Below are 26,719 nucleotides of genomic sequence, written 5' to 3' on the forward strand. Positions count from 1 at the left end.
CTTACCTTCTGTGATAGTTCGGAGCTTCCACGGTCATCTGGATGTCGTGGGGATGGCTCTCCTTGAGGCCCGCCGCCGTGATCGGCATGAGCTCGCAGTCGGTGTGCATCTGGGAGATCGTGCGGCAGCCCGCGTACCACATGCCCTGGCGCAGACCGCCGATGAGCTGGTGGGCGACGGCCGCGACCGGCCCCCGGTAGGGGACCTGGCCCTCGATGCCCTCGGGGATGTACTTGTCCTCGCCGCCGACGTCCGCCTGGGCGTAGCGGTCCTTGCTGAAGGACATGCCGCCGCGCTCGCGGTTGCGTACGGCGCCCAGCGACCCCATGCCCCGATAGGACTTGAACTGCTTGCCGTTGATGAAGATCAGCTCACCGGGTGACTCCTCGCACCCGGCGAGCAGCGAGCCCAGCATGACCGTGTCGGCGCCGGCGGCGATCGCCTTGACGATGTCGCCGGAGTATTGCAGCCCGCCGTCGCCGATCACCGGCACCCCGGCGGGGGCGCACGCCTTGGACGCCTCGTAAATGGCCGTGACCTGCGGCGCGCCGACCCCGGCCACCACGCGGGTGGTGCAGATGGAGCCCGGGCCCACGCCCACCTTGACCGCGTCGGCGCCCGCGTCGACCAGCATCTGGGCGCCGGCCCTGGTCGCGATGTTGCCGCCGATGACCTCGACCTTGCTGTTGGCCTTGACCTTGGCGATCATGTCGGCCAGCCCCTTGGAGTGGCCGTGGGCCACGTCCACGACCACCACGTCGACCCCGGCCTCGATCAGGGCCTTGGCCCGCAGCTCGGCGTCGCCGCCGACGCCCACGGCCGCCCCGACGATGAGCCGCCCGTCGGCGTCCTTGGTGGACAGCGGATATTGCTCGCTCTTGGTGAAGTCTTTGACCGTGATCAGACCGCGCAGCCGGCCGTCGGCGTCGACCAGCGGCAGCTTCTCGATCTTGTTCTGCCTGAGCAGCGCGAAGGCGTCGTCACGCGAGACCCCGACCGGCGCGGTGACCAGCGGCATCTTGCTCATGACCTCGCGCACGGGCCGCGACTGGTCGGTCTCGAAGCGCATGTCGCGGTTGGTCACGATGCCGACCAGCGTGCCGGACACGTCCGTCACGGGCACCCCGGAGATCCGGTACGTGGCGCACAGCCGCTCCACGTCGGCCAGCGTGTCGTCAGGGCTGCACGTCACCGGGTTGGTGACCATGCCGGCCTCGGACCGCTTGACCAGGTCGACCTGCTGGGCCTGCTCCTCGACCGACAGGTTGCGGTGCAGGATGCCGATGCCGCCCTGCCGCGCCATGGCGACCGCCATGCGGGCCTCGGTCACGGTGTCCATGGCCGCGGAGACCAGCGGGATGGACAGCGTGATGCCCTTGGACAGGCGTGATCGGGTCTCCGCCTCCCCTGGCTGCAGGTCTGAGTATCCGGGCACGAGCAGCACGTCGTCGAAGGTCAAACCTGTTTCGGTGAACTTGGACATGCTGCGGCCCCCTCCTGCCGATGCGCTTGATTCAGCTAAGTCTAGGGCCTGGCACCAAAACGCACTGATGCCGGGAGGACGATGGCCCCCACGGCCCGTCGTACCCCCGGCACCCAAAAGTGCCGGGGGATGGGACGGTCGGTGATCCGTCCCATCCCCCGGCCACCGGCATCCGGGCGTGGTGGCGCACGCACCACCGAACCCCCCTCCGCGTCCCGCGGGCAGCGCCGTCGCGCCCTTTTGTGGATGCCGACGCTAGGTAAAGAGTGCGTTACTCAACGGAACAACGCAATGTGAAAACGTGCAATTGCACGAAGTTGCACGTCCGGGCGAAGCAGTCGGCGCAACGAACGGACACACGCGTAATGCGGGGTTATCCTCGCGTCACGCCCGTGTCCCCCCGACGGAGCTGCCCATAATGCGCAACGAGCCCCGAACCGTGTCCGACCCCTTCGAGACGCTGGGCCTCGACCCTGCCCAAACCGCGCTCTACTCGGCGGTGCTCCGTCTCCACAGAGCGACCCGCTCCGATCTCGCGCAAGCCATGGACGGTTCGGTCGACAAAGTTGGCCGCCAGCTCGACGACCTCGTCAAGCTCGGGGTCATCCACGAACAATCAGGACAATACCTGGCCAGACACCCCGCCGCCGCCCTCGGGCGAGTGATCGCCGAACGCCTCGACCGGCTGGCCGAGGAGAGCCGGATGATCGACTCGGCGCTGGGCTCGATTCGCGGCCTGATCCGCGACTACGACGCCGGCCGCGACTACCGTAGCGGCGCTTTCACGGTGGAGAAGGCTAACGGGGCCGACATCCTGTACGAAAGCGTGCTCGGCATAGCAGTGCAATCGCCACCCATGCAATTACTAACGGCGATTCCCGACGAGCGCACCATGACCGACTTTGCCCGGAAATTTGCGGATCCATGGATTGACGCGCAAAAACGAAACCTTCTCACGGTTCATGCAATCATTCCCGTCTCCAGCCTCGTCCTGCCCGGCGTCCGCGACCAGCTCACCAGCCTGGTCGAGACCGGCGGCCGGGTGCGCACTCTCGACCGGGTGCCGAGCTGGTTCATGACCGCGGGCCCCGAGGTGGCCGGCCTGCCCGCGCTCTGGGGCGGCAACCTGCCCGACCACGCGTACAACTTCTATCTGGTACGCACCGCGGTCGTCGCGGGCGTGCTCCGATCGCTCTTCGACGAGCTGTGGGCCAGGGCCGTACCCCTTCCGTGGGGCCGCAGGGGCGACGGCATGGTCCAGGTCCTGCGCCTGGCCGCGCAGGGCATGTGCGACGACTCGATCGCCAGGCAGCTCGGTGTTTCGGTCCGTACGGTCCGGGCCAGGTTCGCCGACGCCATGACCGAGTTGGGTGCTCAGTCCCGCTTTCACGCAGGTGTGGAGGCCGCCCGGCGCGGATGGCTGAGGTAATCCCCACCGCTGAGGCCGCTTCGGTCATATGGTGGGAAGGTGCTGGAAGACGTCCCCCGCGATCCGTTCGCGGACGACCCGAACGACCCGTCCTCGGCAATGGGCGCACTCGACGACGCCGAGCCGCTCACGGCGTCGGAACGAGACGAGGCCATCACCGACCTCGCCGACGTCGAGGTCTTTCGCTCACTGCTCGAACCGCAGGGCGTGCTCGGGCTCGTGCTCGACTGCCCTGAGTGCGGCGAGCAGCACTTCTTCGACTGGGAGCTGCTGCGCGGCAACCTGCGGCAGATGATCGAGAAAGGCCAGCCGCAGGTCCACGAGCCGGCCTTCCACCCCGACCCGGCAGACTACGTCAGCTGGGACTACGCCAGAGGCTACGTCGACGGCGTCATCGACACGGAGGAGCGCCGCTGACCGACATCATCGAGCAACGCGGCCAGCAACCGCACGGCTGGATCGCCTGAATCAGGCATCTCTCCACGACCGAGCGCATCGAGCAGCGCGTCGGTCTCCTCCTCTGGCGTCAAGCGGACTCCAGCTCCGCCATCTGCCGCAATCTGGCCAGCGCACGATGCTGCGCGACACGGACCGCACCCGGTGACATACCGAGTACATTACCGGTCTCCTCGGCCGACAGCCCCGACACCACCCGCAACAACAGCAACTCTCGCTGATTCTCGGGCAGCCGGGCCAGCAGCCGCCGCGCGTGCTCCACCTCGATGTAACGGACCACGGTCTCCTCAGGCCCTGGCCTCTCGTCGGGCCCGTCCGGCAGATCCTGCGTCGGTACGGCCGAGCGCACCGAACTCCGCAGCGCATCGGCCACCTTGTGCGAGGCGATCCCGAACACGAAGGAGGCGAACGGCCGCCCCATGTCCCGGTATCGCGGCAGCGCGGACAACACCGCGATGCACACCTCCTGGGCTACGTCATCTGCAATGTGATATTGCCCTGAAACCCTGCCCAGTCTGGCACGGCAATACCGCACCACCATCGGACGCAACTCACCGAGCAGAGATTCGATCGCACTGCGATCTCCCTGCACGGCGAGGCTCGTCAGTTCCCTTAGGTCGGAGTCATCCGTCCGTGCCGGAAGTCTCGACGCGAGCCTTACCCCAATTTTGGCGTCGGCGACGCTTCCCTCGCTCACGATAGGCATGATGCCCGCACTGATCCGGCCTGTCGTCATAGCGAACGGCTACGGATTGGTCACATTGAAGCGACGATAACCACCAGTAATCAAATGACCACACTAAGCCTTAACTGCTGACATAATGTTTCACCCGATAACCCGGAATGAACGACAATTGCCAGACCCTGACGCTTATCCCCCACACCCGGTTTACTCCAACATTCCACCTTTTCCCCCAGTTCTCCCCAACTCATCCCGTCGGTGCCGCCGTACCAAGATCCAAACGGTCTTTAGGTTCGCGCAGGAGCGCGCAAGAACCTAAAAATTTCTTGTAGGAGTTAGACTGACGGTGTGGAGCCAGGCGAAGACACGCCCCGGACGCGGCTGTGGCGGAGGGCGGCGCGCCAGCGCGGCTACTTCACCTCGGCGCAAGCCCTGGAAGACGGCTACTCGTATCAGTCGCAGTATTACCAGCTGCACCGCGGCCACTGGACCCGCGTCGGCCATGGCATCCACCGCTTCCGCGAGTTCACCGACCTTCCGGCGGGAGAGCATGATCATCTGGTTCGCTGGATCATGTGGAGCCGCGGCCGAGCGGTGATCTCCCACACCACGGCGCTCAGCGTGCACGGTTTGGGCATCGCGAATCCCGCCCCGATCCATCTCACGGTCCCGCCCGGTTTCCGCCGGCGAGACTCCTCCGTGATTCTCCATCCGGCGCGACTGACCGAGGATGATGTTGAGGAGCATGAGGGGTTCCGGGTGACGAGACCGCTACGTGCCCTCGCGGAGTCGGCCGAAGACGGCGCCGGCCAGGACGTGGTCGACGCCGCCGTCATGGAGTTGCTCGATCGCGGCCTGGCGACCAGGAGCCAGTTGCTCACGGCCGCCCAGCGAGTCGGCGTCCGGGCCGAACTTGCGGTTGAGCGAGCCGTTCGCGCGGAGCTCACATGATCCGCTACGCCGGTCCGGTCGATCTCGGGCGAGCTCTGGAAGCCCGGCTCAAGACCCAGGCCGACCGATGCGGAAGCGACCTCGGCCGACTGCTTCCCTCGTGGAAGGCCGACTGCCCCACACTGGCCGAGGGCCTCACCCAGGCCGGCGCAGATCTCACCGACGGGCTCTGCCCGCTGCGTGGCTTCTGGGCACGAGCGCGGGAAACCGCCCAGGTCGGCTGAGCCCTCGAGATCAGCGTCAGTCGTCGCTCGCGTCCAGCAGTTCCAGGTAGCCCTGGACCGCCTCCCAGAGGTGGTGCTCCGGGTAGCGGCCGATCCCCCGGTGCTCCCGCCGCCACCGGCGGTCCCAGTACGAGTCGTGCACGGTCCGCAGATGCTCCAGCGCCGTCCGCAGCTCGTCGGCGATCTGCGCCCGCTCCTTGCCCGCCTCCGGCACTGGGCCGCGCGGCAGGTCGAAGCGGCGCTGGGCCAGCGCGTCGAGTACGTCCTGGTCCGGGCCGTCCAGCGACCAGAACCGGACCGGGTCGCGGATGACATGGTTCGCGACGGGATCGTCGCGGGAGCGCCACCAGTAGGTGACCCCGCCCTTGTCCAGCCGCAGGAAGTCGACCAGCCACGCGGTGCCGGGCGGCTGGGTGCCCCAGGAGACCTGGTCCGGTGGCAGGTTGAGCACGAAGACGGCCTCGATGACCTCGATCGGGTCGGCTCCGGTCAGCAGGTCGCCGAACACGTACGCCTCGCGCAGGAACGGCTCCTCCGCCGGTACGCGTCTCGTCTGCTCGCACGCCGCGGCCAGCATCCGCAACCGCTCCACCGCCCGCCCGTACCGCATCCGACCAGCCTAGGACAGCCGTCGCGAGAAACCTGGATCTAATCTTGGCGGGAGCTGTCGAATCCGCGCCGGCCGTCCGACGTAAGGGTGTAAGGACGAAGCGCCACCGAAAGGAACCCCCCGATGGCCCAGTACGCGATCCTGCTGTTCGTTCCCGCCCCCGCCGACGCCGACGACCTGTCCGAGGAGGCGCGCCAGGCGCATCAGCGGCACGGCGACGAGGTGGGGGACGCCATGGTCACGGCGTTCGCGCTCCAGCCCAGCACGACGGCGACCTCGATCCGCGGCGACGTCATGACGGACGGGCCCTTCCTGGACGCCAAGGAGGTCGTGGCCGGCTTCTACGTGATCGAGGCCCCGGACCTCGACGCCGCCCTGGAAATCGCCCAGCGCAACCCCGCCACCCGGCAGGGCGGCGGCGTCGAGGTCCGCCCGGTCGCCTCCGGCTTCGTCAGACCACCCACCGCCGAATGACAGATCCGGAGAGGGCCGAGCGAACGACCATGGACGCGCGTGCGGTGCAGCGGGCGGCCGTGGACGCGGGCAAGGTGCAGCGAGCGGCCATGGACGCGGGCGAGCTAGAGCGGGCGGCTGACGAGGCGGACACCAGCGAGGCCCGGCAGTCCGGCGCGAACGCGCATGAGGTCCAGCAGGCCCTCGCGGACGCGGACACGGCGCGGGGTGCCGCCGAGGACGTGCGCGGCGTCGAGCATGCCGACGTGGAGGCGCACGAGGCCCAGCGAGCGGGCCAGGGCCTGCGGGCCGTCGCGGACGCACACGACGTCGAGGCGACGGACCAGGACGCGGACCAGGACGCGGACCAGGACGCGGACTGGGGCCGGCGGGTCGTCACGAGCACACGCGAGGTCGACGACCAAGCAGGCCCAGGCGCGGCCCTGACCCAACGGGCCGTCGCGGAGGCGCACCGTCAGGGGTGGGCTCTGGTGCTGGCCGCGACGGCGCGGGTGGCCGGGGATCTGGATCTGGCCGAGGAGTGTGTCCAGGAGGCGTACGCGGCGGCGCTCGTGAGCTGGGCCCGCGACGGGATCCCCGCCACCCCGGCCGCCTGGCTCACGACCACCGCCAAACGACGGGCGATGGACGCGGTACGCCGCGAGCGGGTGTTCCGCTCGAAGCTGCCGTTGCTGGTGGAGCCCGAGGAGACGGCGGACGAGGAGGTGGCGATGAACCGACCGGTCGAGGAGGACGCCGTACCGGACGAGCGACTGCGGCTGATCTTCATGTGCTGCCACCCGGCACTGGCCCAGGAGGCGCAGCTCGCCCTCACGCTGCGACTGGTGTGCGGGGTGCCGACCGGGGACGTCGCCAAGGCGTTCCTGGTGTCGGAGACGACGATGGCGGCCCGGCTGACCAGGGCGAAGAAGAAGATCTCGGCCGCCAGGATCCCGTACCGGGTGCCGGGCGCGGCCGCGCTGCCGGACCGGCTCCGGGCGGTCCTGGGGGTGATCCACCTGCTGTTCACCGCCGGGTACACCGCTCCCTCAGGCGCCACGCTCATGCGTACCGACCTGGTGGACCAGGCGCTGCACCTGGCCCGCATGCTGCGCGAGCTGATGCCCGACGAGCGGGAGGTCTGGGGCCTGCTCGCCCTGCTGCTGGTCACCGACGCCCGCCGCGCCACCAGGACCGACGCCGAGGGCCGGCTGCTGCGCCTTGAGGATCAGGACCGGTCGCTGTGGGACGCGGCCGCGATCGCGGAGGCGCACGACCTCATCGTGGACGGCCTGCGCGGCGGACGGCCCGGACGGTACGTGCTGCAGGCCGCCATCGCGTCGGTGTACGCCGAGGCGCCCGACTTCGAGCACACGGACTGGCCGCAGATCGTGACGTTGTACGACGAACTGCTGCGCGTCTGGCCGTCACCCGTGGTGGCACTGAACCGCACCGTGGCGCTCGCGCGGACTCAGGGGCCCGCGCGAGCCCTGGCGGAGGTCGAGGAGCTGGAACGGGACGGCCGGCTGGCGGGCTACCAGTACCTCCCGGCCATCAAAGCCGACCTGCTACGCCGCCTGGGCCGCCCCACCGAAGCCGCCACCGCCTACCGGGAAGCCATGGCACTCACCGAAAACGAGGCCGAACGCCACTTCCTGACCGACCGCCTGGCCGACCTCTAACGCCACCACCACCCGACTACAGCATCGCAGCGCCTGGCCGCCCGCCGCGGCTCACCTACCCGCCGCAAGACCGCTGACGGCACCCGTCCCCGCCACGAAACCGCCGACCACACCCACCCACCGCAACCGCATGGCCGGCCGATGTCCGGCCGACACCCGGCGCCCAACATCCCTGTGCCCGGAGCCCAAACTAGGGCACGCCGGGGGCATAGAGGCCGGGAGCCAGGCACCGAGAGCCGGGAGGGCCGGGCAGCCGGGAGCGTGCAAAGGTACCGGAAGACCCGAGGTCCTGGTGGCGTACCGAGGGTCGGAAAACCGTACGGCCCGCACTCCCAAGAGAGTGCGGGCCGTAACGGATGTGAGGCAGGTCAGTGGCCGTGGCCGTGACCGTGGCCACCGCCGGCGGCGGGGGCCTCCTCCTCGGGCTTGTCCACCACGAGCACCTCGGTGGTGAGCAGCATGCCCGCGATCGAAGCCGCGTTCTGCACGGCCGAGCGCGTGACCTTGACCGGGTCGATGACGCCCTGGTCGATCAGGTTGCCGTATTCGCCGGTGGCGGCGTTGAAGCCCTCGCCGGCCTTCAGCTCGGCGACCTTGTGCGTCACCACGTAGCCCTCGAGACCGGCGTTCTCGGCGATCCAGCGGGCGGGCTCCACCAGGGCGCGGCGCACGACGCCGACACCGGTGGCCTCGTCGCCCGTCAGGCCGAGGTCGTCGAGCTCCTTGCCGACGTGGATGAGCGCGGAGCCACCGCCGGAGACGATGCCCTCCTCGATCGCGGCGCGCGTCGCGGAGATCGCGTCCTCGAGGCGGTGCTTCTTCTCCTTCAGCTCCACCTCGGTGGCGGCGCCGACACGCAGCACGCACACACCGCCGGCGAGCTTGGCCAGGCGCTCCTGCAGCTTCTCGCGGTCCCAGTCGGAGTCGGACTGCTCGATGGCAATCTTGATCTCCTTGACGCGGTCCTCGATGCCCTGCGCGTCGCCGGCGCCGTCGACGATGGTGGTCGTGTCCTTGGTCACCACGACGCGGCGGGCGGTGCCGAGCACCTCGGTGCCGACGTGCTCCAGCTTGAGACCGACCTCTTCGCTGACGACCTGGCCACCGGTGAGGATGGCGATGTCCTGCAGCATGGCCTTACGGCGGTCGCCGAAGCCCGGGGCCTTGACGGCCACGGAGGTGAAGGTGCCGCGGATCTTGTTGGTGACCAGGACGGCCAGGGCCTCGCCCTCGACGTCCTCGGCGATCACGAGGAGCGGCTTCTTCGTCTGGGCGATCTTCTCCAGCAGCGGCAGGAAGTCCGCGATGGAGGAGATCTTGCCCTGGGTGATCAGGATGTAGGCGTCCTCGAGGACGGACTCCATCCGCTCGGGGTCGGTGACCATGTAGGCCGACAGGTAGCCCTTGTCGAACTGCATGCCCTCGGTGAACTCGAGCTCCATGCCCATGGCGTTGGACTCTTCGACGGTGAGGACACCGTCCTTGCCCACCTTGTCGAACGCCTCGGCGATCAGCTCGCCGATCTGCGCGTCCTGAGCGGAGATCGTCGCGACGTTCGCGATCTCCTTCTTGTCGCCGACCTCACGGGCGCTGGCGAGCAGCTTGTCGCTGATCACCTTGGCGGCCTTGTCGATGCCGCGCTTGAGCGACAGCGGCGAGGCGCCGGCGGCCACGTTGCGCAGGCCCTCACGGACCATCGCCTGGGCCAGGACGGTCGCGGTGGTGGTGCCGTCGCCCGCGATGTCGTTGGTCTTGGTGGCAACTTCCTTGGCGAGCTGGGCGCCGAGGTTCTCGTAGCGCTCTTCCAGCTCGATCTCACGAGCGATGGTGACACCGTCGTTCGTGATCGTCGGAGCACCGAACTTCTTGTCGATGACGACGTTGCGGCCACGCGGGCCGAGGGTAACCTTCACGGCGTCCGCGAGGGCGTTCACACCGCGCTCGAGCGCGCGGCGGGCGTCCTCGTCGAACTCCAGGATCTTCGCCATGCTGAAAGTCCTCTCCTGGCGTCGAAAGCCCCGGCCGCCTCAAGAGCGCCCGGGGCCCGACACAACCGGCTTACTTCTCGATGATCGCGAGAACATCGCGGGCGGAGAGCACGAGGTACTCCTCGCCGCCGTACTTGACCTCGGTGCCGCCGTACTTGCTGTAGAGGACGATGTCGCCCTCGGAGACGTCGAGCGGAATCCGCTTGTCGCCGTCCTCATCCCAGTTGCCGGGGCCCACCGCGAGGACCTTGCCCTCTTGCGGCTTCTCCTTGGCGGTGTCTGGGATGACCAGGCCGGAAGCGGTGGTCTGCTCGGCCTCAAGCGGCTGAACCACAATGCGGTCGCCGAGCGGCTTAACGGGAACCTTGGTGGCGGTCGTCACGATCGGACCTCCCCTTCAGATTGAAAGATCTAGAAGAGGCGACCAGCTGGGCCTGCCGTCGCGGGTGTCAGACCTGCCTCGTCGCACGTTGGCACTCTCAAGGGGAGAGTGCCAACAGGAAACATATGCAAGCGGGGCTTGACAGTCAACACGAACGCGTCTGCTCTGAGCGATCAGACCCGGAACCCCCCGGCCGCGATCGGTTTCGCCAAGTCTCCCACGTGCGTGAACGTCCGCCGCCGCACCACGCCGCGCCACCGGACGACACAAGACCGGTCCGCCGTCGCGCTAACGTCAGGTGACGTGGACCTCGACGCCTTCACCGAGTTGCTGACCCCGCGCGGGCAGCGCGCTCTCGCGGAGGCCGGGGAGCTGGCGGGCGCCGATCCGGTGGCCGCCGCCACCACCCTGCGCAAGACGTACGACGCCACCCTCACCTCCGCCGCCCTCACCCAGGCGGGGCTCAGGGAGCGGGCCAGGGCCAAGTTCGGCCAGGACGCGGGGGTGATGTATTTCACGCCGCACGGCCTCGAACAGTCCACCCGGGCGGAGGTCGCCGAGCACCGCGCCCGCCGCCTGCTCGAAGCGTTCCCCGGCGCCCCCAAGGTGGTGGACGCCTGCTGCGGGATCGGCGGCGACCTGCTCGCCCTGGCCCGGGCCGGCTGCGCCGTGACGGCCGTGGACACCGACCCGCTGACCGTCGCCGTGGCCAGGGCCAACGCCGAGGCGCTCGGCCTGGAGGCCACGGTGACCGTCGCGGACGCGGCCGATGTGCGTCCCGAGGACTACGACGTGCTCTTCGCCGACCCGGCCCGGCGGACGAGCAGGGGCAGGACGTTCGATCCCCTGGCCTACTCGCCGCCCTGGCCCGTGGTGCTCGACCTGCTCTCGCGGGCCGGGCTGGCGTGTCTCAAGGTCGCCCCCGGCATCCCGTACGAGTTCATCCCCGAGGGCGCCGAGGCCGAGTGGGTGTCGTACAAGGGCGAGGTCAAGGAGGCCACGATCTGGACCGGCCGTGAGGCGGCCCGCCGCGCCACCCTGCTGCCCGGCGGTCACACCATGACGGCGACCGGCGTCCAAGCCCCGGTCGGCCCCACCGGGCGCTACGTCTACGAGCCCGACGGCGCGGCCATCCGCGCGCACCTCGTCGGCGAGGTGGCCGAGATCGTCGGCGGCCGCCTGCTCGACCCGATGATCGCCTACATCGCGGCCGACGACCCGGTGGACACCCCATGGGCCACCAGATACGAAGTAGAAGACGTGCTCCCTTTTTCCCTGAAAAAGCTCCGCACCGCCCTCCGCGAGCGACAAATCGGGAATGTCACGATCAAAAAGCGCGGCTCCGCTCTCGACATCGAACGCCTGCGCGCCGATTTGCGCCTCAAAGGCGACAATTCTTCGGTAATAATCCTTACCAGGATCATAGACCGCCCTTCGGTTCTCATCTGCAGACCCCTCTCACCTGCCTGAACCGTCAAATCGGTCATTCTCCCGTTAACCGCGATCTTTCACTTCACCCCTGACGGACCTTGATCGAAAGGCTAAGGTGGGCGGGCGGGAGTTCTCCCCCCTAATGCGGTTTTCCGCGTTTCCGCTCTTTCATCTGCAAACCGGACTTACCCCACCGCTGCGCGGCAGACCGTCGGCGAGCGAAGGAGCTTTCGGTGGACCATTCCAACCACACCACCCTTCTTCAGGCAGGAGCCCACGCCGCAGTCTCCGAGAGGATGCGAGACCTGCTCGCCCGGGCCGCCCAGGACCATGTTTACGAGCAGCGCACCCAAGGTGCCGTGCTCGACGAGATACGGCAGCGGCTCGAAGGCATGGAGTGGCTGCTGCGCGAGGTCCGTGAGCGCGAGCTCGGCGGCCTGAGTGGCACTCTTGAGTCGGTCAGCGGGCGGCTCGACGACATCACCACCAAGCCGCCGATGTGGGCGGAGGGCCTGGCGCAGCACGTCGAGGCCGTACGCGACCACGTGGACGCCGTCGGCGAGAAGGTGGGCCACGTCGACGCCCGGGTGACCCCGGTGGCCGAGTTGCCGAGCCTGTGGGCCGACCTGGGCACCGTGGGCGAGGGGGTGGACGAGGCGCTCACCCGCCTGCAGATCGTCCTCGACACCACCGACGGCCTCACCAAGGGCATGTCCGAGTTCGCCGCCAAGCTGACCGGCCTCAACTCCAGCATGGAGGCCGCGGCCAGCCGGTTCAGCAGGCTCGACAAGTCGATGGCGGAGCTGTCCAACCGTACCGACCGGGTCGAGGGCGTGGTCACCGACCTGTCCGAGAGCATCACCGAGCGCCTGGCGGGCACGGCCGAGCAGGTCGAGGCCGCCGAGCAGCGGTTCACCGCGCGCCTCGACGAGACCGACCAGCGGCTGAGCGGCCTGCTCGACCAGACCGACCAGCGCCTGAGCACCCGGCTCGACGAGACGGACCGGCGGCTGACCGTCCGCCTCGACGAGACCGGCCAGCGGGTCTCCGCCCGCCTCGACCAGAGCGACCAGGCGGTCGCCGACCGGCTGGACGAGACCGACCAGCGCCTGGCCAGGGCCCTGCTGGAGGCGGACGAGCGCCTCGCCACCCGCCTCAAGGAGGCCGACGAGCAGCTCACCGGCCACCTCGGCCTCGTCGAGCAGCGCCTGACCACGCGACTAGATGAGGCCGACCAGCACCTCGCCGTCCAGCTCGGCGAGAGCGAGCAGCGCCTGACGGCCCGGCTCACCGGCGTGGACGCCCGGCTCGACCGCGCCGAGGGCCGGCTCGTGGGCCTCGACGGCCGGCTCACCGGCTTCGACAGCCGCCTGGAGTCCGCCGACGAGTGCCTGGCCGACATCGACACCAGGCTCGACGGCCTCGACGGCCGGATGGGCGGCGTGGACAAGCGGCTCATGTCCGTGGACACCCAGCTCGGCGGGGTCGACAAGCGGCTGGGCATCCTCGACGGCCACCTGGGCCGCCACGACGACCGGTTCGACGCGCTCGACGTACGGATCGACGCCCGCTTCACCTCGCTCGACGAGCGCATTTCCACCACCGACCAGCACCTCAGTGAGGGCGCGACCCGCAGCGAGGGCCGCTTCAACAAGCTCGACAACCAGATCGACGCCATCGACGAGCGCCTGGTCGAGGCCGAGGAGCATCTGAGCAGCCGCCTTGAGGCGATCGACGGCCAGTTCGGCGGGCTCGACACCCGCTTCAACGGCCTCGACACCCACCTCAACGGCCTGGCCACCCGCGCCGAGCAGGCCGGCGAGCACCTGGAGGCGGTCGACGACCGCATCGAGGCCGTCAACCAGCGCGTGGGTCAGCTCCCCACCACGCTGGCCATCCCCGAGATCGTCCGGTCGCACTCCGGCGAGCAGGCCGAGCGCCTGGTGGCCGCCGCCGACGCGCTCACCGAGCTGGTCAAGTCGCGGCCCGACCGCGACGAGCTGGCCGACACGGTCACGGGCATCGTCCAGCCCGCCAGCAACGACCTCAACAAGCGTCTCGGCGCCCTGGAGGAGACCATGCTGGCCCTGGCCGAGGCCCTGCTGCGCCCGACCAGGGTCAAGGACTGACGCGCCGAGCCGCCGTCACGGCCGTGACGGCGGCTACACGTGAACGGTCGTGATCGGCAGCGAGGAGTCGGCCGGGATCCGCAGCGTCGACGGCGTGATCCCGGCGGCGACCAGGTCGGAGCCCAGGGCCGCGACCATCGCGCCGTTGTCGGTGCACAGCCCGGGCCGGGGCACGCGCAGTCGCACGCCGGCCGCCTCGCACCGCTCCTGGGCCAGCGCCCGCAGCCGCGAGTTGGCCGCCACACCGCCGCCGATCAGCAGGTCGTGCACGTCGTATTTGCGGCACGCCTGCAGCGCCTTGCGGGTCAGCACGTCGACCACGGCCTCCTGGAACGAGGCGGCCACGTCGGGCACGTGCACCGACTGCCCCGACGCCTCGCGGGCCTCGACCCAGCGCGCCACGGCCGTCTTGAGCCCGGAGAAGGAGAAGTCGAGCGTGCCGTCGTCGATCTTGCCGCGCGGGAACTTGATCGCCGTGCCGGAGCCGTCACGGGCGGCCTTGTCGATGTAGGGCCCGCCGGGGAACGGCAGCCCCAGCACCCGCGCGACCTTGTCGAACGCCTCTCCGGCCGCGTCGTCCACGGTCGAGCCGAGCGAGATGACGTCTTTCGCCACGTCGGGCACGAGCAGCAGCGAGGAGTGCCCGCCCGAGACCAGCATGGCGATGCACGGCTTGGGCAGCGGCCCGTGTTCGAGCTGGTCGACGGCGACGTGGGCGGCCAGGTGGTTGACGCCGTAGAGAGGCACGCCGAGGCCGAGCGCGTAGGACTTGGCCGCCGCCACGCCGACCAGCAGCGCCCCGGCGAGCCCAGGACCGGCCGTCACGGCGATGGCGTCGATGTCTCCGAACGTGAGCCCGGCCGCCGCCAGCGCGGCCTCCACGGTCGGTGTCATGGCCTCCAGGTGGGCGCGCGAGGCGACCTCGGGCACCACGCCGCCGTATCTGGCGTGCTCGTCCATGCTGGAGGCGATCGTGTTGGCCAGCAGCGTGTGGCCTCTGACGATGCCGATGCCGGTCTCGTCGCAGGACGTCTCGATGCCCAGCACCAGAGGTTCGTCAGCCATCCAGCTTCCTTCTCATCATGATCGCGTCGGTGCCGTCGTCGTAGTAGCGGCGGCGGGTGCCGATCTCCTCGAACTCGAAATGCCGGTAGACCGCCTGCGCGCGCGGGTTGTCGGCGCGGACTTCCAGGAAGATCTCGCGTACGCGCCTGCGCCGGGCCTCGGCCAGCAGTTCGGTCAGCATCGCGCTGCCGATGCCGGTGCCCTGGTGCTTCTCCAGCACCGCGATGGTCTGCACGTCGGCCTGGTCGGCCGCGGCGGCGAGCCCGGCGTAGGCCACGATCTCGTCGTCGACCAGCGCCACCACGTAGTGGCGCGAACGCGGCATGTCGGCCAGCTCGCCGCGCATCATGCCCTCGCTCCACGCGTCGAGCGGGAACATGGCCCGCTCGATCGCCATGACCGCCGGCAGGTCCGCGACGGTCATCTGCCTGAGTATCACGCCGTCACCCTCTTGGGCGCGCCCGGCACCACGGCGTCGGGCCTGCGCAGGTAGATCGGGCGCGGCGGGTCGAGCGGAACGTCGCGTGCCAGCCGCTCGGCCGCCAGGGCGGCCAGCGCGCCGGCGTAGGGATAGGGCGGTGCGTCGCCGCCGTCGCCCAGCACCTCGGCGTAGAGCCCGGCACCGGCTCCGACGACCGGCAGCCCTTCGACGGGCACGTCGGCGGGCCGGTCGACGAAGGGGCCGTCGAGCCGGGTGCGCAGATCGGAGTAACGCCCCCAGAACACCTCTTTGCGGCGCGCGTCGGTGGCCACCAGGAACGGCTCGGTGCGCCCGCTGCCGTAGGCGACCGCGTCAAGCGTGCAGATGCCGTATGCGGGCACGCCCAGCGTGGTGGCGAGCCCCTGCGCGGTCATCAGCCCGACGCGCAGGCCGGTGTAGGGGCCGGGGCCGCTGCCCGCCACGATGGCCGTCACGTCGCGCAGCGAGGCGCGCGCCTCGCCCAGCACGGCCTCGATGGTGGGCACGAGCAGCTCGCCGTGGCGGCGGGCGTCGATCGTCGTGGACTCGGCGAGCACGCGCTCGCCGTCGTGGAGCGCGGCGGTGACGGCGGGCGTCGCGGTATCAAAGGCCAGGACCAGCACGACTGTTTAGCCTACCCGCCGCACGACTCCCACCCGGCCGCTACCGCGCGAGAGGTCACACCCAGCCGGTACGCCGCCGCAGCCAGCCGAGCGCCACCACACCCTGCGCCCGCTGGAACGCCCTGACCGTCGGCAACCCGGGCGGAGCGGGCTGACGGCTCTGCCGGACGAAGAAGCCGGTGAGCGCGGCCAGAACCCGGGTGACCTTCTCCCCTGGCAGGTCGAACAGCTCCTCGGCGGCCGGCCCGCCCTGCATGCCCACCGACGGCAGCATGCCCACGACGTCGAACCAGGGCGCTCCCAGGCAGGCCCACGGCCAGTCGACGACGTAGACGCGGTCACCGGCGAGCAGGATGTTGTCGGCCCGCAGGTCGGCGTGGACCAGGGTGTCGCCAGCCGCCGCGGCGGCCCACCCGGACTCCAGCCCGGCCAGCTCGCCGAGGTGACGCAGCGCCCATGGGTCGAGCCCCGTGGTGTCCTCGGTCAGCAGCCGCCGCCAGCCCTGGAACTCCTCATGGAACACCTCCCCGACCGCGGGAACGTCGATCGGGGACGGCGTGAGCGCCGCGGACATCTCCTTGACGGCCGCCAGCACCCGGTCGAGCTGGTCGCGCCGCCACGGCAGCTCGGGGTGCGCGCCTTCGACGTCCTCGAAGACCAGCGCCACCCAGCCGTCCAGCTCGAAGCCGGTCAGCAGCCTGGGGGCGGGCACGGACTCCGGCAGGGCCGCGGCGATCCTGAGCTCGGCCTGGTAGAGGCGGACGCTGTCGGGGTTGGGCTCGGGGCCGACGGCCTTGACGAAGGCGCGCCCGCCACCCTCGGTACGCAGGCGCACCGCGGCCGCCGGCGAGAAGCCGCCCGGCTGGGTGGCCGCCGCCACCACCCGCCCGCCGAGAAACTCCTCCACCGCCGCGCGGACCGGCGGGTGCACCTGGTCCCAGGGCACGCGCGTGCCGGACGCCGGCGGGCTGGTCTCTACGCTCATCTCTCCATGGTCCCGGCGGGCGCAAACGCTTTTCAGGCTTTGGAGGCGTACACGATGATGTTGTCCATGTATTCGCCGGTGGCGTAGTCGAACTTGCCGCCGCAGGTCACGAGCTTGAGCCCGTCCTCGACGTAGACGCGCTTGGTGGGGAAGCGGTCCTTGTGCACCTGCTCGATCTTGTCGACCTTGAACTCGACGGTCTTGCCGTCGCTGCGCTCGACCTTGACGGTCTGGCCCTTGCGTAACTGCCTGAGCTTGTAGAACACGGCGGGCGCGGTCTTGGTGTCGACGTGGCCGATGATCACCGAGGCGCCCTTCTCGCCGGGCACGGCGCTGCCGGTGTACCAGCCGGCCACCTTCGGTTTCTCATAGGGCGGCAGCTCGACCTCGCCGTTCTTGGCCAGGCCGAGCTTCATCAGGTCGGCCTCGACCTCGATCGAGGGGATGTCGATGCTCTCGGGCACGACGGCCGCGGCGGGCGTGGACCCGGTCTGCATGCTCTTGCCGAACGCGACCAGCACCAGTCCTGTGATGGCGCCCGCGAGCACCACCCGTCCTGGACGGGCCATGGCCTACGCCCGGTTGCGGCGCTTGACCGCGAACCCGATGCCCGCGGCCAGGGCCAGGGCGACCACCACGCCGGCCGGGCCGAGCGGGATCGAGGACTCGTCGCTCACGTCCTGCGCGTACGTGCCGCCGCCGCCCGCCCTGGGCGCCCTGGTGGGCACGCCGGTCGGCACGTCGTCGTCGGCGTCGGACTCCGCGCGGACCACCCTGAGCGTGCCCTTGCCGGTGTGGTTGGTGCCGTCGCACTTGACCTCGACCGGGTAGGTGCCGCGCCGGACCGCCCCGCCGACCCGCGCCTCACCGCGCACCCAGGGCGAGCCCGAGCCGTTGGTGGGGGTGGGGGTGAGCGACGCCGCGGGGACCGGGGAGAGCGCCACGCCGTTGACGAAGGCCCGGGACGTGGCGGTGCCGGTGTGCGCGGGGCCGCCACCCGGGACCGGGCAGTTGGCCATGACCCACACGGTGGACGTCTCGCCGGCGGTGACCCGGTCGGGATTGACCTCGACCAGCACGGTCTGCCTGGTGGCGGAGGGCCTGGGGCTGGCCGTCGTCGTGGTGGTGTTGGTGGCCGTGACCGAGGGGCTGGGAGAACCACTTGGCGTTGACGTCGGTCCGCCGGACTCGGCCGAAGCCGTGCACCCGGTCAGACCGATCATGACGATGGCTCCCGCATAAGCGACACGCCTGACCCTGAGCACCGGCCGCACCCCACTTTGCCGTCTTGCAACCCAGCATCCACCAAAAATGTGGATGTCGCCCCTCCTGATACCCAGAAAATCTGGGCGAATCCCTGACCAACGATCATGATTTAAATCGTCGGCCCGGTGACTCCAGGGTGCCAGGCATACCGGGACTTGATCGCGTTTTTAGCCTTCTACCGGATCAGACGGCGTGTCGGCCCACCTGGTTCCCACTCCGCGCAGCGTCACGAGACGGGCCTCGTCGCCGGTCTCGCGGTCGATGTGGATCTCCAGCCGGTCGTCGGCGAGGCCCTCGACGAGCCCTTCGCCCCATTCGACGACGGTGACCGACTCTTCCAGCGAGGCGTCCAGGTCGAGGTCGTCGACTTCGAGGTCGCCGCCCAGCCGGTAGGCGTCCACGTGGACGAGCGGCGGGCCCTGGCGCAGCGAGGGGTGCACCCTGGCGATCACGAACGTGGGCGAGGTGATCGGGCCGCGTACTTTGAGCCCTTCGGCGATGCCCTGCACGAGCGTGGTCTTGCCGGCGCCGAGTGGGCCGGACAGGACCAGCAGGTCGCCGGGGCGCAGCTTCGCGGCCAGGCGGGCGCCGTACGAGCGCATGTCCTCGGCGGTCGCCAGCCTCACTACGGCTCCACTCTCTTGACCAGGTCGCGCAGCGCGTCGTTGACGACGCCCGGCCGTTCCAGCTGGATCAGGTGCGAGGTGTCGGGCACCTCGGTGAGGTGCGCCTTGGGCAGGGCGGCGGCGATCGCCTTGCTGTGGTCGGGCGGGGTCAGCCAGTCGCTGTCGCCCACCAGGATCGCGGTCGGCACCGGGTCGAGCACGTGCAGCGCGGAGAGTTTGTCGTGGTTCATCAGCGCCGGGTAGAAGTCGGCGAACACCTCGGTCGGCGTCGCCCTGATCATCGACTCGGCGAAGTCGACCAGGGTCGGGCTGACGTTCTTGGAGTCACCGAAGCCCATGTAGCGGGTGATCAGGAAGGCGATGTCGCTGCCCGCGTGGCGGGTCCTGTCGATCAGCGTGCCCCGCTTGCCCAACATCGAGATCGTGGAGGGGGCGACCTTGTGGACGGCCTTGGAGAGCAGCGCGGGCAGGCCCAGCGTGAGCTCGGCCAGCTTGCCCGCCGAGGTCGCGATGAGCGCCACCGCGCGGATCTTGTCGCCGAACAGCTCGGGGTAGCGGTCGGCCAGCGCCATGATCGTCATGCCGCCCATGGAGTGGCCGACGAGCACGCACGGACCCGGTACGAACTTCTCGATCACTTCGGCGAGGTCCTCGCCGAGCCGGTCGATCGTGCTGTCCTCGGCGCCGCAGCGCTGGGAGCGGCCGTGCGAGCGCTGGTCCCACAGCACGATCCGGTAGTTCTCGCGCAGGTCTTTGCGCTGGTAGTGCCATGATTCCAGGTTGAGGCAGTAACCATGACAGAACACGATCGTCAGCGGAGCGTCGTCAGGACCATCGACCTCGATGTGCAGGGCCATCCCGTCGGAGGTGATGAGCGTGCGCTCCCGGCCCCGCAGCTCGCCGAAGGGCTCGCTGGCCTCGTTGTCGGGGCGCAGCCTGATCCGGCCGACCGCGTAGCGCTTGGCCAGCGCCGCCGCGGCGACACCGGCGGAAGCCGCACCGACGAGCGCGCCGGCGATCCCTACCCTGCGCCGTGTTGTCGTCGTCATCTCCCCGATCCTTCTCCGCTCATGGCCGCCGCGAAGTGCCCTCGGTCACTCCGAGCTCCTTTACTGCCCATAGACCCGCGGGACACGCGAGCCGATCCTGGTCACGATCTCATGCGTGATCGTGCCGAGAGTATCCGCCCACTCCTGAACGGTCGGCTCGCCCCCGTCACCCGGCCCGAACAGCACCACCTCGTCGCCCGCCGCCAGTGGGTCGTCACCCATGTCGATCATGAACTGGTCCATGCACACCCGGCCCGCGACCAGCCGGCGCCGCCCGCCCGCCAGGACCTCGGCCCGCCCCGTCGCGTGGCGGAGTATCCCGTCGGCGTAGCCGATGGGGACGAGGCCGAGCGTGGTCTCGCGTTCGGTGGTGTAGAGGTGGCCGTAGGAGACTCCCGAGCCCTCGGCGACCCGCTTGACCAGGCCGATCCGGGCCACGAGCGTCATCGCCTGCCGGAGGCCGAAGTCGCCGAGCTCGGGGATGGGGCTCAGGCCGTACATCGCGATGCCGGGCCTGACCAGGTCGTAGCGGGCCTCGGGGAGCGTCACGATGGCGGCCGAGTTGGACAGGTGCCTGATCACGTGGGAGCCGGCCGCGCCGGCCTGCTCGGCCAGCTTCAGCGCCGTCTCGTACGCCTCAAGCTGCCGCGCGATCGACGGATGGCCGGGGATGTCGGCGCAGGCGAAGTGGGACCAGAGCCCGACGATCTCGATGACGCCCTCGGCCCGCAGCTCCAGCGCCCTGGCCAGCAGTCGCGGCCAGGCGGCCAGCGGGGAGCCGCCCCTGCTCATGCCGGTGTCGGCCTCCAGGTGCATCAGCGCGGTGCGCCCCGTGCGGCGGGCGGCGGCGGCGATCTCGTCGAGCAGCCGCACGTCGGCGGCCGACAGCTCGACGTCGTGGGTGAGCGCCTCGTCGAGCGGCTCGCCCGGGGTGATCAACCAGGACAGGATCGGCGCGGTCACGCCGCCCGCGCGCAGCGCGAGCGCCTCACTGATGAACGCGGTCCCCAACCGGCTCGCCCCGCCCTGGAGCACGGCCTCGGACGTGGGCACCAGCCCGTGACCGTAGGCGTCGGCCTTGACGGCGCCCATGACCTCCGCGCCGCCGGCCAGCTCCTTGAGCAGGGCCACGTTCTGCCTGACGGCGGCCAGGTCGACCCGGGCCTCCGCGGGCGTGGCCATCGGGGAGTACATCCTTCTAGTGTGGCAGCTCGCGCACGTGGTCGAGCGCCATTTTCACGGCAGGCGGCTCATGCCGCTCACCCGGCCGTCCTGGTCACGGCCCGGATGGCGGCGGGGACGGACGTGGCGACCTCCGCCGCCGTCAGGGGTGCGCCGTCGGCGGCCAGGTGTCCGGCCACGCCGTGCAGGTAGGCGCCGCACGAGGCGGCGTCGTAGCAGCTCAGCCCCTGGGCGAGCAGAGCGCCGGCCACGCCGGACAGCACGTCGCCGGTGCCGCCGGTGGCCAGCCAGGGGGTGCCGGTGCGGTTGACGCGTACCGGCCTGGCGTCCTCGGCCACCACCGTGGTGGAGCCCTTGAGCAGGACGGTCACGCCCAGCTCGGCCGCCGCCCTGCGGGCGTGGTCGAGCCGGGCGGCCTCGATGTCGTCGCGGTCGGCGCGCAGCAGCCGTGCCAGCTCCCCCGCGTGCGGTGTGATCAGGACCGGCGCGGTACGCCGGAGCAGGCCGCGGTCCTTGGCCACCAGGGTCAGCCCGTCGGCGTCGATCAGCACGGGGACGTTGGAGGCGAGCACCCGGGCCGCCAGCTCGTGGGCCCAGTCGCCGGTGCCGAGCCCGGGCCCGAGCACCCACGCCTGCACGCGCCCCACGTCGTCGATCGAGGGCCGCTCCAGCGGCGTGATCACGGCCTCCGGCCAGTGCGCGCGCACCAGCGCGACGGGCTCGTGCGTCCCGGCGTAGCGCACCATGCCGGCCCCGGCCCGCAGCGCGCCGCCCACGGCCAGCACGGCGGCGCCGGTGTAGCGGTCGCTGCCGGCGGCGACGCCCAGCACGCCCCTGCGGTATTTGTCCGACTCATCGCCGGGTCGCGGCAGCAGGTCCTCGACGTCGCCGCGGGTCAGCGCCGCCACGTCGGGATCGGGCAGGTAGGGCCCGAGCCCGATGTCCACCAGCTCGACCGCCCCGGTGAAGGAGGCCCCGGGATCGACCAGCAACCCCGTCTTGTACGCCCCCATCGTCACGGTCACCCTGGCCCGCACCGCGGCCCCCTGAACCCGCCCGCTACTCGCGTCCACGCCACTCGGCACGTCCACGGCCACGATCGGCGCCCTGGCGGCGTTCGCCGACGAGGCCAGCTCCGCGTACGGCTCACGCAACGCCCCGGAGGCCCCGATGCCCACGAGCCCGTCCATGATCAGGTCGGCCGTGTCGATCGCCGACCGGTCGGCCACCCGCCCACCGGCCCGCCGCAGCGCCAGCAGCCCCTCCTCGTGCGTCTTGGACCCGGCCAGGATGGCACCCACCCACGCCCCGCGCCTGGCCAGGCGCTCACCGGCGTAGAGCGCGTCCCCGCCGTTGTCGCCGCTGCCGACGAGGAGGACGACGCGTTTGCCGTAGACCCGGCCCAGCAGCCCGGCGCAGTGGGCGGCGAGCCCGGCGGCGGCCCGCTGCATGAGGGTGCCCTCGGGCAGCCGCGCCATCAGCGCGTGCTCGGCGCCCCGGATCTGGTCGGCGGTGTAGGCGGTGTTCATGGCCTCACTCCGTATGTGCCGTCGCGCATGATCCGAAGCTATCCCTCCGCGATCACATAGGCCACGGCCACGCCCGCGTCATGGCTGAGCGAAACGTGCCAGCGCTTGACGCCGAGCCCGTAGGCGACCTCGGCGACCTTGCCGGAGACGTGGATCTCGGGCTTGCCGAGCTCGTCGCAGCGCACCTCGGCCTCCAGGTGGCCCAGGCCCTTGGGCGCGCCGAGCGCCTTGGCCACGGCCTCCTTGGCGGCGAACCTGGCGGCCAGCGAGTGCACCGGCAGCGGCCGCTCGATCTCGGTGAACAGCCGCTCCCTCAGCGGCGGGGTGCGCTCCAGGGCCGCCTCGAAGCGGGCGATGTCCACGACGTCGACGCCGATACCCAGGATCATCGTCCCAGCGTATTAGAACGGGCCGCGCTGCCAAGGACCCCAGATGGCGATGGACATGCCCTGCCTGGCCTGGATGTTGACGTAGAGCGTGTGCCCGCCGGGACCGAACGTGGACCCGGCGAACTCGGCGCCCGGGTCGCCCGAGATGGGCTCCAGGCGGCTGAAGTCGAAGATCTCACCGGCCTTGGTGACGCCGCGCAGGTAGTTGTCGCCGTCGCCGTCTTCACACAGCACCAGCGTGCCGCGCTTGCTGGCCGTCACGTTGTCGGGCAGGTCGAGGACGGACGAGCGGGGCGACTCGTAGACGAGCTTGAGCCGGCCGCTCCACGTCTCGTACGCCCACACCTGCCCCCGTCCGTCGCCGAACCCGTCGGGCGCCGTGTCACCCGTCGCGGTGGCGCCGCCCTGGGTGGAGACGAAGTAGATCGTGCCCTGGTGGTGCACCGCCCCTTCCAGCCTGGCGAAGATGGCCGCGCCCTCTTCCCTGCCCTGCCGGCCCACGGCCTGGACGACCTCGTCGTTGGTGGGCCTGCCCCTGAAGGCGGGGTCGGGGTCGTCGATGTCCACCCAGGTGGTCGCGTACGCGGCGCCGGGGCGCTGCCCCAGGGACAGGTCCTTGCGCTTGGCGCCCTTGACGGCGAGCATCTGCAGCCTGCCGCCGTCGAGCAGCCGCCCGGCCAGCACCGGGTGCTTGGGCGGCAGGTAGCGGTAGAAGCCGGACGGGAAGGCGAAGTTGTCCTCGGTGAGGTAGATCGCCCCGGACGAGGGGTCGAAGGCCGCCGACTCGTGCGGGAAGCGGCCGGCCGACCTGATCGGCCTGGCGGTGGCGGCCCGGCCGACGGGCACCTCGAAGATGTAGCCGTGCTTCTCGGTCAGCTTGGAGTTGTCGCCGCCGGAGAAGTCGTCGGCCACATCGGGCCCGTTGACCGTCTCCTCGCAGCTCACCCAGGCCCGCCAGACCATCGGGCCGCCCGAGCAGTTCATCATGGTGCCGTTCAGCGAGGGGGCGCTGTTGATCACCTCGCCGTAGCGGGTGACCCGCAGCGTCGAGGTGCCGCCGCCGGCCATGGGGTCGTAGGCGCGGTCCTTGTCGCCGAACGCGCCCACGGGCCCGTTGACCTCGTGGTTGCGGATCAGGACGGCGCTGCCCTTGGGGCCTGCGAAGGCGGCCATGCCGTCGTGGCGGCCCGGCACGATGGATCCGTCGGTGAACTTGTCGCCGGCCACGCTGAACGAGCGATATTTGAACCCGTCGGGCAGGTGCAGCCGCACCTTCCCGTCACGCAGATCGCGTACGGGCCGCAGCGGGCCATAGCCTCGCACCGGCTTGACGCCGCCCTGCGCCGCGGCACACGCGACCCCGGCGAAGGGCCCGGCGACCCCGGCGGCGGCGACCACACTGGTGATGAAGCGACGACGGTCCACGGAACCTCCCGGTCCGAACAGTAGCCGCCGACAAACCCTCACATACCTGATTCGCCAAGACCCATGTTCCTTCCCCGAACTGAGTCTCGGTAATCCCACGTCTTTATCCACAGGCTGTGGATCCACAGAGCGCCCCCGCCAAGATCCGGTTTGCCGCGCATCGCTACGCTGCCTAGGTGAATAACGGCTACGTGGAACTGAGCAGGGAGCGGTGGAGCGAGCTCCGCAAGAACACGCCCTTGACTCTCACCGCAGACGAGCTGGAAGAGCTACGCGGCGTCGACGACCCCATCGACCTCACCGAGGTCACGGACATCTACCTCCCTCTGACCAGGCTGCTCAACCTGCACTTCACCGGGTCCAAGCAGCGCAGCAGCGTGCTGAGCGCGTTCCTCGGGCACTCCGACCGGCGCGTCCCCTACATCCTGGGCATCGCGGGCAGCGTCGCCGTCGGCAAGTCGACGACGGCCCGGCTCCTGCACACCCTCCTGGCCCGCTGGCCCGAGCATCCGCACGTGGAGCTGATCACCACCGACAGCTTCCTCTACCCCAACGCGGTGCTGGAGGCCAAGGGGATCATGCACCGCAAGGGCTTCCCCGAGAGCTACGACCGGCGGGCGCTGGTCAGGTTCGTGGCCGAGGTGAAGGCGGGGGCGGCGGAGGTGCACGCCCCGATCTACAGCCACTTGGAGTACGACATCGTCCCCGACGCCACCCAGGTGGTGAAAAATCCTGACATCTTGATCATCGAGGGCCTCAACGTCCTCCAGCCGGCCCCGCCCACGTCCCTCGCGGTCAACGACTACTTCGACTTCTCCATCTACGTGGACGCCAAGATCGAGGACATCCGCACCTGGTACGTCGAGCGCTTCCACAAACTCCGCCGCACCGCCTTCGAGGACCCGAAGTCGTACTTCCGGCACATCGCCGAACTGTCCTACGACGAGGCCACCGACTTCGCCGTCAACGTCTGGCGCGACATCAACGAACGTAACCTGGTCGAGAACATCGCGCCCACCAGGGGCCGGGCCGACCTGGTGCTCAAGAAGGGCGCGGACCACTCGGTACGGCGCGTACGGCTGCGCCAGAACTGAACGCCTCCTCGAACAGATAGCGCCCGAACCTGCCCCCGCACTCCTGGTCGTCGATACCGGCGAACCAGCACTCCGCACCGTCGTCGTGGCACATGAACCGGATCATGTGAGAAAGCCTCGCGTAGCGCGGTCAACGCATCGTCAACGTCCGATCGACGACAATGACACCCGTGCTACATCTGCGACTGATCTGCCCGGCCGCACGAACCCCCGAGGCGACGGCGGTGCTGGAGGAGTGCCCGGGCGTCACCAACATCGTCGTCCTGCCGGGGGCCGCCCGCTCGCCGAAAGGCGACGTGATCTTCTGCGACGCGGCGCGCGAGTCGGCGAACGAGGTGTTCGGCAAGCTCAAATGGCTGGAGACGGAGGGCTCCATCGCCGTCGAGCAGGTGGACCTGTCGCTGTCCGCGGCCGCGGCCGAGGCCGTCGAGGAGGCGCCGGGCGAGCCCGACGACGCGGTGATCTGGGAGGAGCTGGAGCACCGGGTCTCCGCCGAGTCCCGGATCACGTGGGCGTACCTGGCCTTCTTCGCCATCGCCACACAGTTGTCCGGCATCGGCGTGCTCCAGAACTCGATCATCCTGATGGTCGGCGCGATGGTGCTCGGGCCGGAGTTCGGCGCGGTCGCGGCCATCTGCTTCGGCCTGCTGCGGCGCAGGTGGCGGCTGATCGTGGCCGCGTTCAGGACGCTGGTCGTCGGATTCACGGTGGCGATCGCGATCACGTTCGCCTGCGCGCTCGTCTCCACCTGGCTCGGCTGGATCGACATCCACAACCTGGACACCAACCAGGAGGTGCAGTTCATCGTCAAACCCGACCGCTGGTCGTTCATCGTGGCGCTGCTGGCGGGCGCGGCCGGGGTGCTCTCGGTGACGGCGGGCAAGTCGTCGGCGCTGATCGGCGTCTTCATCTCGGTCACCACGGTGCCCGCGGCCGGCTACGCGGCCGTGGCGCTCGCGCTCGGCGCCTGGGACGAGGTCACGGCGTCGGTCTCCCAGCTCGGGCTCAACATCGTGGGAATGATCATCGCGGGCACCCTCACCTTGCTGGTCCAGAAGAAATTCTGGCCTCAAGTAGGACACCGTTCATCCATCTGAACGAGGCCACGGGCCTGACCCGCCCGGTA

Annotated in this window: 27 protein-coding genes; 10 read left to right on the plus strand and 17 right to left on the minus strand. The window is 70.1% G+C overall.

What is annotated here, in order from left to right:
- Nucleotide 1 precedes the first annotated feature (1 nt).
- A complete protein-coding gene (guaB, locus tag C4V41_RS37995) occupies nt 2-1,483 on the minus strand; it encodes an IMP dehydrogenase (protein ID WP_103960832.1) in 1,482 nt (493 codons plus the stop codon).
- A 439-nt stretch (nt 1,484-1,922) separates the two neighbouring features.
- Here guaB and C4V41_RS38000 point away from each other — a divergent pair, with 439 nt between their 5' ends.
- A complete protein-coding gene (locus C4V41_RS38000; RefSeq protein ID WP_235030638.1) occupies nt 1,923-2,912 on the plus strand; it encodes a helix-turn-helix transcriptional regulator in 990 nt (329 codons plus the stop codon).
- A 39-nt stretch (nt 2,913-2,951) separates the two neighbouring features.
- Entirely contained in the window at nt 2,952-3,329 is a 378-nt protein-coding gene (locus tag C4V41_RS38005; protein WP_103960834.1) for a DUF5319 domain-containing protein, read from the plus strand.
- A gap of 109 nt (nt 3,330-3,438) precedes the next feature.
- On the opposite strand, the gene C4V41_RS38010 is transcribed toward C4V41_RS38005, so the two are convergent.
- Entirely contained in the window at nt 3,439-4,074 is a 636-nt protein-coding gene (locus C4V41_RS38010; RefSeq protein WP_103960916.1) for a sigma-70 family RNA polymerase sigma factor, read from the minus strand.
- Between the two features lie 324 nt (nt 4,075-4,398).
- Here C4V41_RS38010 and C4V41_RS38015 point away from each other — a divergent pair, with 324 nt between their 5' ends.
- Nucleotides 4,399-5,001 (plus strand): type IV toxin-antitoxin system AbiEi family antitoxin domain-containing protein, encoded by a 603-nt coding sequence (locus C4V41_RS38015; protein WP_103960835.1) that lies wholly within the window; start codon nt 4,399-4,401, stop codon nt 4,999-5,001.
- Nucleotides 4,998-5,225: a hypothetical protein gene (locus C4V41_RS38020; protein ID WP_103960836.1), complete on the plus strand. Its 228-nt coding sequence runs from the start codon at nt 4,998-5,000 to the stop codon at nt 5,223-5,225. The genes C4V41_RS38015 and C4V41_RS38020 overlap by 4 nt, the downstream gene beginning before the upstream one ends.
- A 16-nt stretch (nt 5,226-5,241) precedes the next feature.
- Here C4V41_RS38020 and C4V41_RS38025 read toward each other — a convergent pair whose 3' ends face one another.
- Nucleotides 5,242-5,835, minus strand: coding sequence for a DUF7711 family protein (locus tag C4V41_RS38025; protein WP_146103941.1), 594 nt, complete (start codon nt 5,833-5,835; stop codon nt 5,242-5,244).
- A 123-nt stretch (nt 5,836-5,958) separates the two neighbouring features.
- On the opposite strand from C4V41_RS38025, the gene C4V41_RS38030 reads away from it, so the two are divergent.
- A complete protein-coding gene (locus C4V41_RS38030; protein WP_103960838.1) occupies nt 5,959-6,309 on the plus strand; it encodes a YciI family protein in 351 nt (116 codons plus the stop codon).
- A complete protein-coding gene (locus C4V41_RS38035) occupies nt 6,306-7,970 on the plus strand; it encodes an RNA polymerase sigma factor (protein ID WP_235030639.1) in 1,665 nt (554 codons plus the stop codon). The genes C4V41_RS38030 and C4V41_RS38035 overlap by 4 nt, the downstream gene beginning before the upstream one ends.
- A gap of 368 nt (nt 7,971-8,338) precedes the next feature.
- Here C4V41_RS38035 and groL read toward each other — a convergent pair whose 3' ends face one another.
- Nucleotides 8,339-9,958 carry a chaperonin GroEL gene (gene groL, locus C4V41_RS38040; RefSeq protein WP_103960839.1) on the minus strand — a complete coding sequence of 540 codons (1,620 nt, stop codon included), beginning with the start codon at nt 9,956-9,958 and terminating at the stop codon, nt 8,339-8,341.
- Nucleotides 9,959-10,028: 70 nt separating this feature from the next.
- On the minus strand, nt 10,029-10,340 hold the full coding sequence (groES, locus tag C4V41_RS38045; RefSeq protein WP_043623565.1) for a co-chaperone GroES: 312 nt from the start codon (nt 10,338-10,340) through the stop codon (nt 10,029-10,031).
- Between the two features lie 303 nt (nt 10,341-10,643).
- Here groES and C4V41_RS38050 point away from each other — a divergent pair, with 303 nt between their 5' ends.
- On the plus strand, nt 10,644-11,810 hold the full coding sequence (locus C4V41_RS38050; RefSeq protein WP_103960840.1) for a class I SAM-dependent methyltransferase: 1,167 nt from the start codon (nt 10,644-10,646) through the stop codon (nt 11,808-11,810).
- A gap of 257 nt (nt 11,811-12,067) precedes the next feature.
- Nucleotides 12,068-13,900, plus strand: coding sequence for a hypothetical protein (locus C4V41_RS38055; protein ID WP_103960841.1), 1,833 nt, complete (start codon nt 12,068-12,070; stop codon nt 13,898-13,900).
- Between the two features lie 33 nt (nt 13,901-13,933).
- Here C4V41_RS38055 and tsaD read toward each other — a convergent pair whose 3' ends face one another.
- The 12 genes from tsaD to C4V41_RS38115 all read right to left on the minus strand — a co-directional run bounded on the left by tsaD (nt 13,934) and on the right by C4V41_RS38115 (nt 24,499).
- A complete protein-coding gene (gene tsaD, locus C4V41_RS38060; RefSeq protein ID WP_103960842.1) occupies nt 13,934-14,965 on the minus strand; it encodes a tRNA (adenosine(37)-N6)-threonylcarbamoyltransferase complex transferase subunit TsaD in 1,032 nt (343 codons plus the stop codon).
- Nucleotides 14,958-15,389, minus strand: a complete 432-nt coding sequence (gene rimI, locus C4V41_RS38065; protein ID WP_103960843.1) for a ribosomal protein S18-alanine N-acetyltransferase — start codon at nt 15,387-15,389, stop codon at nt 14,958-14,960. Before rimI ends, tsaD begins: the two co-directional genes overlap by 8 nt.
- Before the next feature lie 11 nt (nt 15,390-15,400).
- The gene (gene tsaB, locus C4V41_RS38070; protein WP_103960844.1) at nt 15,401-16,048 is read right to left on the minus strand and encodes a tRNA (adenosine(37)-N6)-threonylcarbamoyltransferase complex dimerization subunit type 1 TsaB; all 648 of its coding nucleotides are present in this window, start codon (nt 16,046-16,048) and stop codon (nt 15,401-15,403) included.
- 55 nt (nt 16,049-16,103) lie between these two features.
- Nucleotides 16,104-17,033, minus strand: coding sequence for an aminoglycoside phosphotransferase family protein (locus tag C4V41_RS38075; RefSeq protein ID WP_103960845.1), 930 nt, complete (start codon nt 17,031-17,033; stop codon nt 16,104-16,106).
- 32 nt (nt 17,034-17,065) lie between these two features.
- The gene (locus C4V41_RS38080; protein WP_235030640.1) at nt 17,066-17,602 is read right to left on the minus strand and encodes a class F sortase; all 537 of its coding nucleotides are present in this window, start codon (nt 17,600-17,602) and stop codon (nt 17,066-17,068) included.
- 3 nt (nt 17,603-17,605) lie between these two features.
- Nucleotides 17,606-18,256, minus strand: coding sequence for a hypothetical protein (locus C4V41_RS38085; protein ID WP_146103942.1), 651 nt, complete (start codon nt 18,254-18,256; stop codon nt 17,606-17,608).
- 210 nt (nt 18,257-18,466) lie between these two features.
- Complete coding sequence (tsaE, locus tag C4V41_RS38090) at nt 18,467-18,925, minus strand: tRNA (adenosine(37)-N6)-threonylcarbamoyltransferase complex ATPase subunit type 1 TsaE (protein WP_268808738.1); 459 nt, start codon at nt 18,923-18,925, stop codon at nt 18,467-18,469.
- Nucleotides 18,925-19,974, minus strand: a complete 1,050-nt coding sequence (locus C4V41_RS38095; RefSeq protein WP_103960847.1) for an alpha/beta fold hydrolase — start codon at nt 19,972-19,974, stop codon at nt 18,925-18,927. Before C4V41_RS38095 ends, tsaE begins: the two co-directional genes overlap by 1 nt.
- 60 nt (nt 19,975-20,034) lie before the next feature.
- Nucleotides 20,035-21,156 (minus strand): alanine racemase, encoded by a 1,122-nt coding sequence (gene alr, locus C4V41_RS38100; RefSeq protein WP_103960848.1) that lies wholly within the window; start codon nt 21,154-21,156, stop codon nt 20,035-20,037.
- Nucleotides 21,157-21,233: 77 nt separating this feature from the next.
- Nucleotides 21,234-22,685 carry an NAD(P)H-hydrate dehydratase gene (locus tag C4V41_RS38105; protein WP_103960849.1) on the minus strand — a complete coding sequence of 484 codons (1,452 nt, stop codon included), beginning with the start codon at nt 22,683-22,685 and terminating at the stop codon, nt 21,234-21,236.
- A gap of 38 nt (nt 22,686-22,723) precedes the next feature.
- The gene (locus C4V41_RS38110; protein WP_103960850.1) at nt 22,724-23,074 is read right to left on the minus strand and encodes a holo-ACP synthase; all 351 of its coding nucleotides are present in this window, start codon (nt 23,072-23,074) and stop codon (nt 22,724-22,726) included.
- A 12-nt stretch (nt 23,075-23,086) separates the two neighbouring features.
- Nucleotides 23,087-24,499 carry a PhoX family protein gene (locus C4V41_RS38115; RefSeq protein WP_103960851.1) on the minus strand — a complete coding sequence of 471 codons (1,413 nt, stop codon included), beginning with the start codon at nt 24,497-24,499 and terminating at the stop codon, nt 23,087-23,089.
- 191 nt (nt 24,500-24,690) lie between these two features.
- On the opposite strand from C4V41_RS38115, the gene coaA reads away from it, so the two are divergent.
- Both coaA and C4V41_RS38125 read left to right on the plus strand, forming a co-directional pair.
- On the plus strand, nt 24,691-25,593 hold the full coding sequence (gene coaA / locus C4V41_RS38120; RefSeq protein ID WP_103960852.1) for a type I pantothenate kinase: 903 nt from the start codon (nt 24,691-24,693) through the stop codon (nt 25,591-25,593).
- A 161-nt stretch (nt 25,594-25,754) separates the two neighbouring features.
- Nucleotides 25,755-26,690, plus strand: coding sequence for a DUF389 domain-containing protein (locus tag C4V41_RS38125; protein ID WP_235030641.1), 936 nt, complete (start codon nt 25,755-25,757; stop codon nt 26,688-26,690).
- The last annotated feature ends 29 nt before the right edge of the window (nt 26,691-26,719 follow it).

The organism is Nonomuraea solani, from assembly GCF_900108335.1.
GTDB classification, from domain to species: Bacteria; Actinomycetota; Actinomycetes; order Streptosporangiales; family Streptosporangiaceae; genus Nonomuraea; species Nonomuraea solani.

What these genes read in the sequence shown, in the direction of transcription:
- C4V41_RS38030 (WP_103960838.1), top strand. Translation starts at nt 5,959, where the DNA reads ATGGCCCAGTACGCGATCCTGCTGTTCGTTCCCGCCCCCGCCGACGCC.
- C4V41_RS38095 (WP_103960847.1), bottom strand. Translation starts at nt 19,974, where the DNA reads ATGACGACGACAACACGGCGCAGGGTAGGGATCGCCGGCGCGCTCGTC.
- C4V41_RS38055 (WP_103960841.1), top strand. Translation starts at nt 12,068, where the DNA reads ATGCGAGACCTGCTCGCCCGGGCCGCCCAGGACCATGTTTACGAGCAG.
- C4V41_RS38110 (WP_103960850.1), bottom strand. Translation starts at nt 23,074, where the DNA reads ATGATCCTGGGTATCGGCGTCGACGTCGTGGACATCGCCCGCTTCGAG.
- C4V41_RS38105 (WP_103960849.1), bottom strand. Translation starts at nt 22,685, where the DNA reads ATGAACACCGCCTACACCGCCGACCAGATCCGGGGCGCCGAGCACGCG.
- guaB (WP_103960832.1), bottom strand. Translation starts at nt 1,483, where the DNA reads ATGTCCAAGTTCACCGAAACAGGTTTGACCTTCGACGACGTGCTGCTC.
- rimI (WP_103960843.1), bottom strand. Translation starts at nt 15,389, where the DNA reads ATGACCGTCGCGGACCTGCCGGCGGTCATGGCGATCGAGCGGGCCATG.
- groL (WP_103960839.1), bottom strand. Translation starts at nt 9,958, where the DNA reads ATGGCGAAGATCCTGGAGTTCGACGAGGACGCCCGCCGCGCGCTCGAG.
- C4V41_RS38080 (WP_235030640.1), bottom strand. Translation starts at nt 17,602, where the DNA reads ATGGCCCGTCCAGGACGGGTGGTGCTCGCGGGCGCCATCACAGGACTG.
- C4V41_RS38025 (WP_146103941.1), bottom strand. Translation starts at nt 5,835, where the DNA reads ATGCGGTACGGGCGGGCGGTGGAGCGGTTGCGGATGCTGGCCGCGGCG.
- C4V41_RS38035 (WP_235030639.1), top strand. Translation starts at nt 6,306, where the DNA reads ATGACAGATCCGGAGAGGGCCGAGCGAACGACCATGGACGCGCGTGCG.
- C4V41_RS38020 (WP_103960836.1), top strand. Translation starts at nt 4,998, where the DNA reads ATGATCCGCTACGCCGGTCCGGTCGATCTCGGGCGAGCTCTGGAAGCC.
- C4V41_RS38125 (WP_235030641.1), top strand. Translation starts at nt 25,755, where the DNA reads ATGACACCCGTGCTACATCTGCGACTGATCTGCCCGGCCGCACGAACC.
- alr (WP_103960848.1), bottom strand. Translation starts at nt 21,156, where the DNA reads ATGGCCACGCCCGCGGAGGCCCGGGTCGACCTGGCCGCCGTCAGGCAG.
- C4V41_RS38010 (WP_103960916.1), bottom strand. Translation starts at nt 4,074, where the DNA reads ATGCCTATCGTGAGCGAGGGAAGCGTCGCCGACGCCAAAATTGGGGTA.
- tsaD (WP_103960842.1), bottom strand. Translation starts at nt 14,965, where the DNA reads ATGGCTGACGAACCTCTGGTGCTGGGCATCGAGACGTCCTGCGACGAG.
- C4V41_RS38075 (WP_103960845.1), bottom strand. Translation starts at nt 17,033, where the DNA reads ATGAGCGTAGAGACCAGCCCGCCGGCGTCCGGCACGCGCGTGCCCTGG.
- C4V41_RS38085 (WP_146103942.1), bottom strand. Translation starts at nt 18,256, where the DNA reads ATGATCGGTCTGACCGGGTGCACGGCTTCGGCCGAGTCCGGCGGACCG.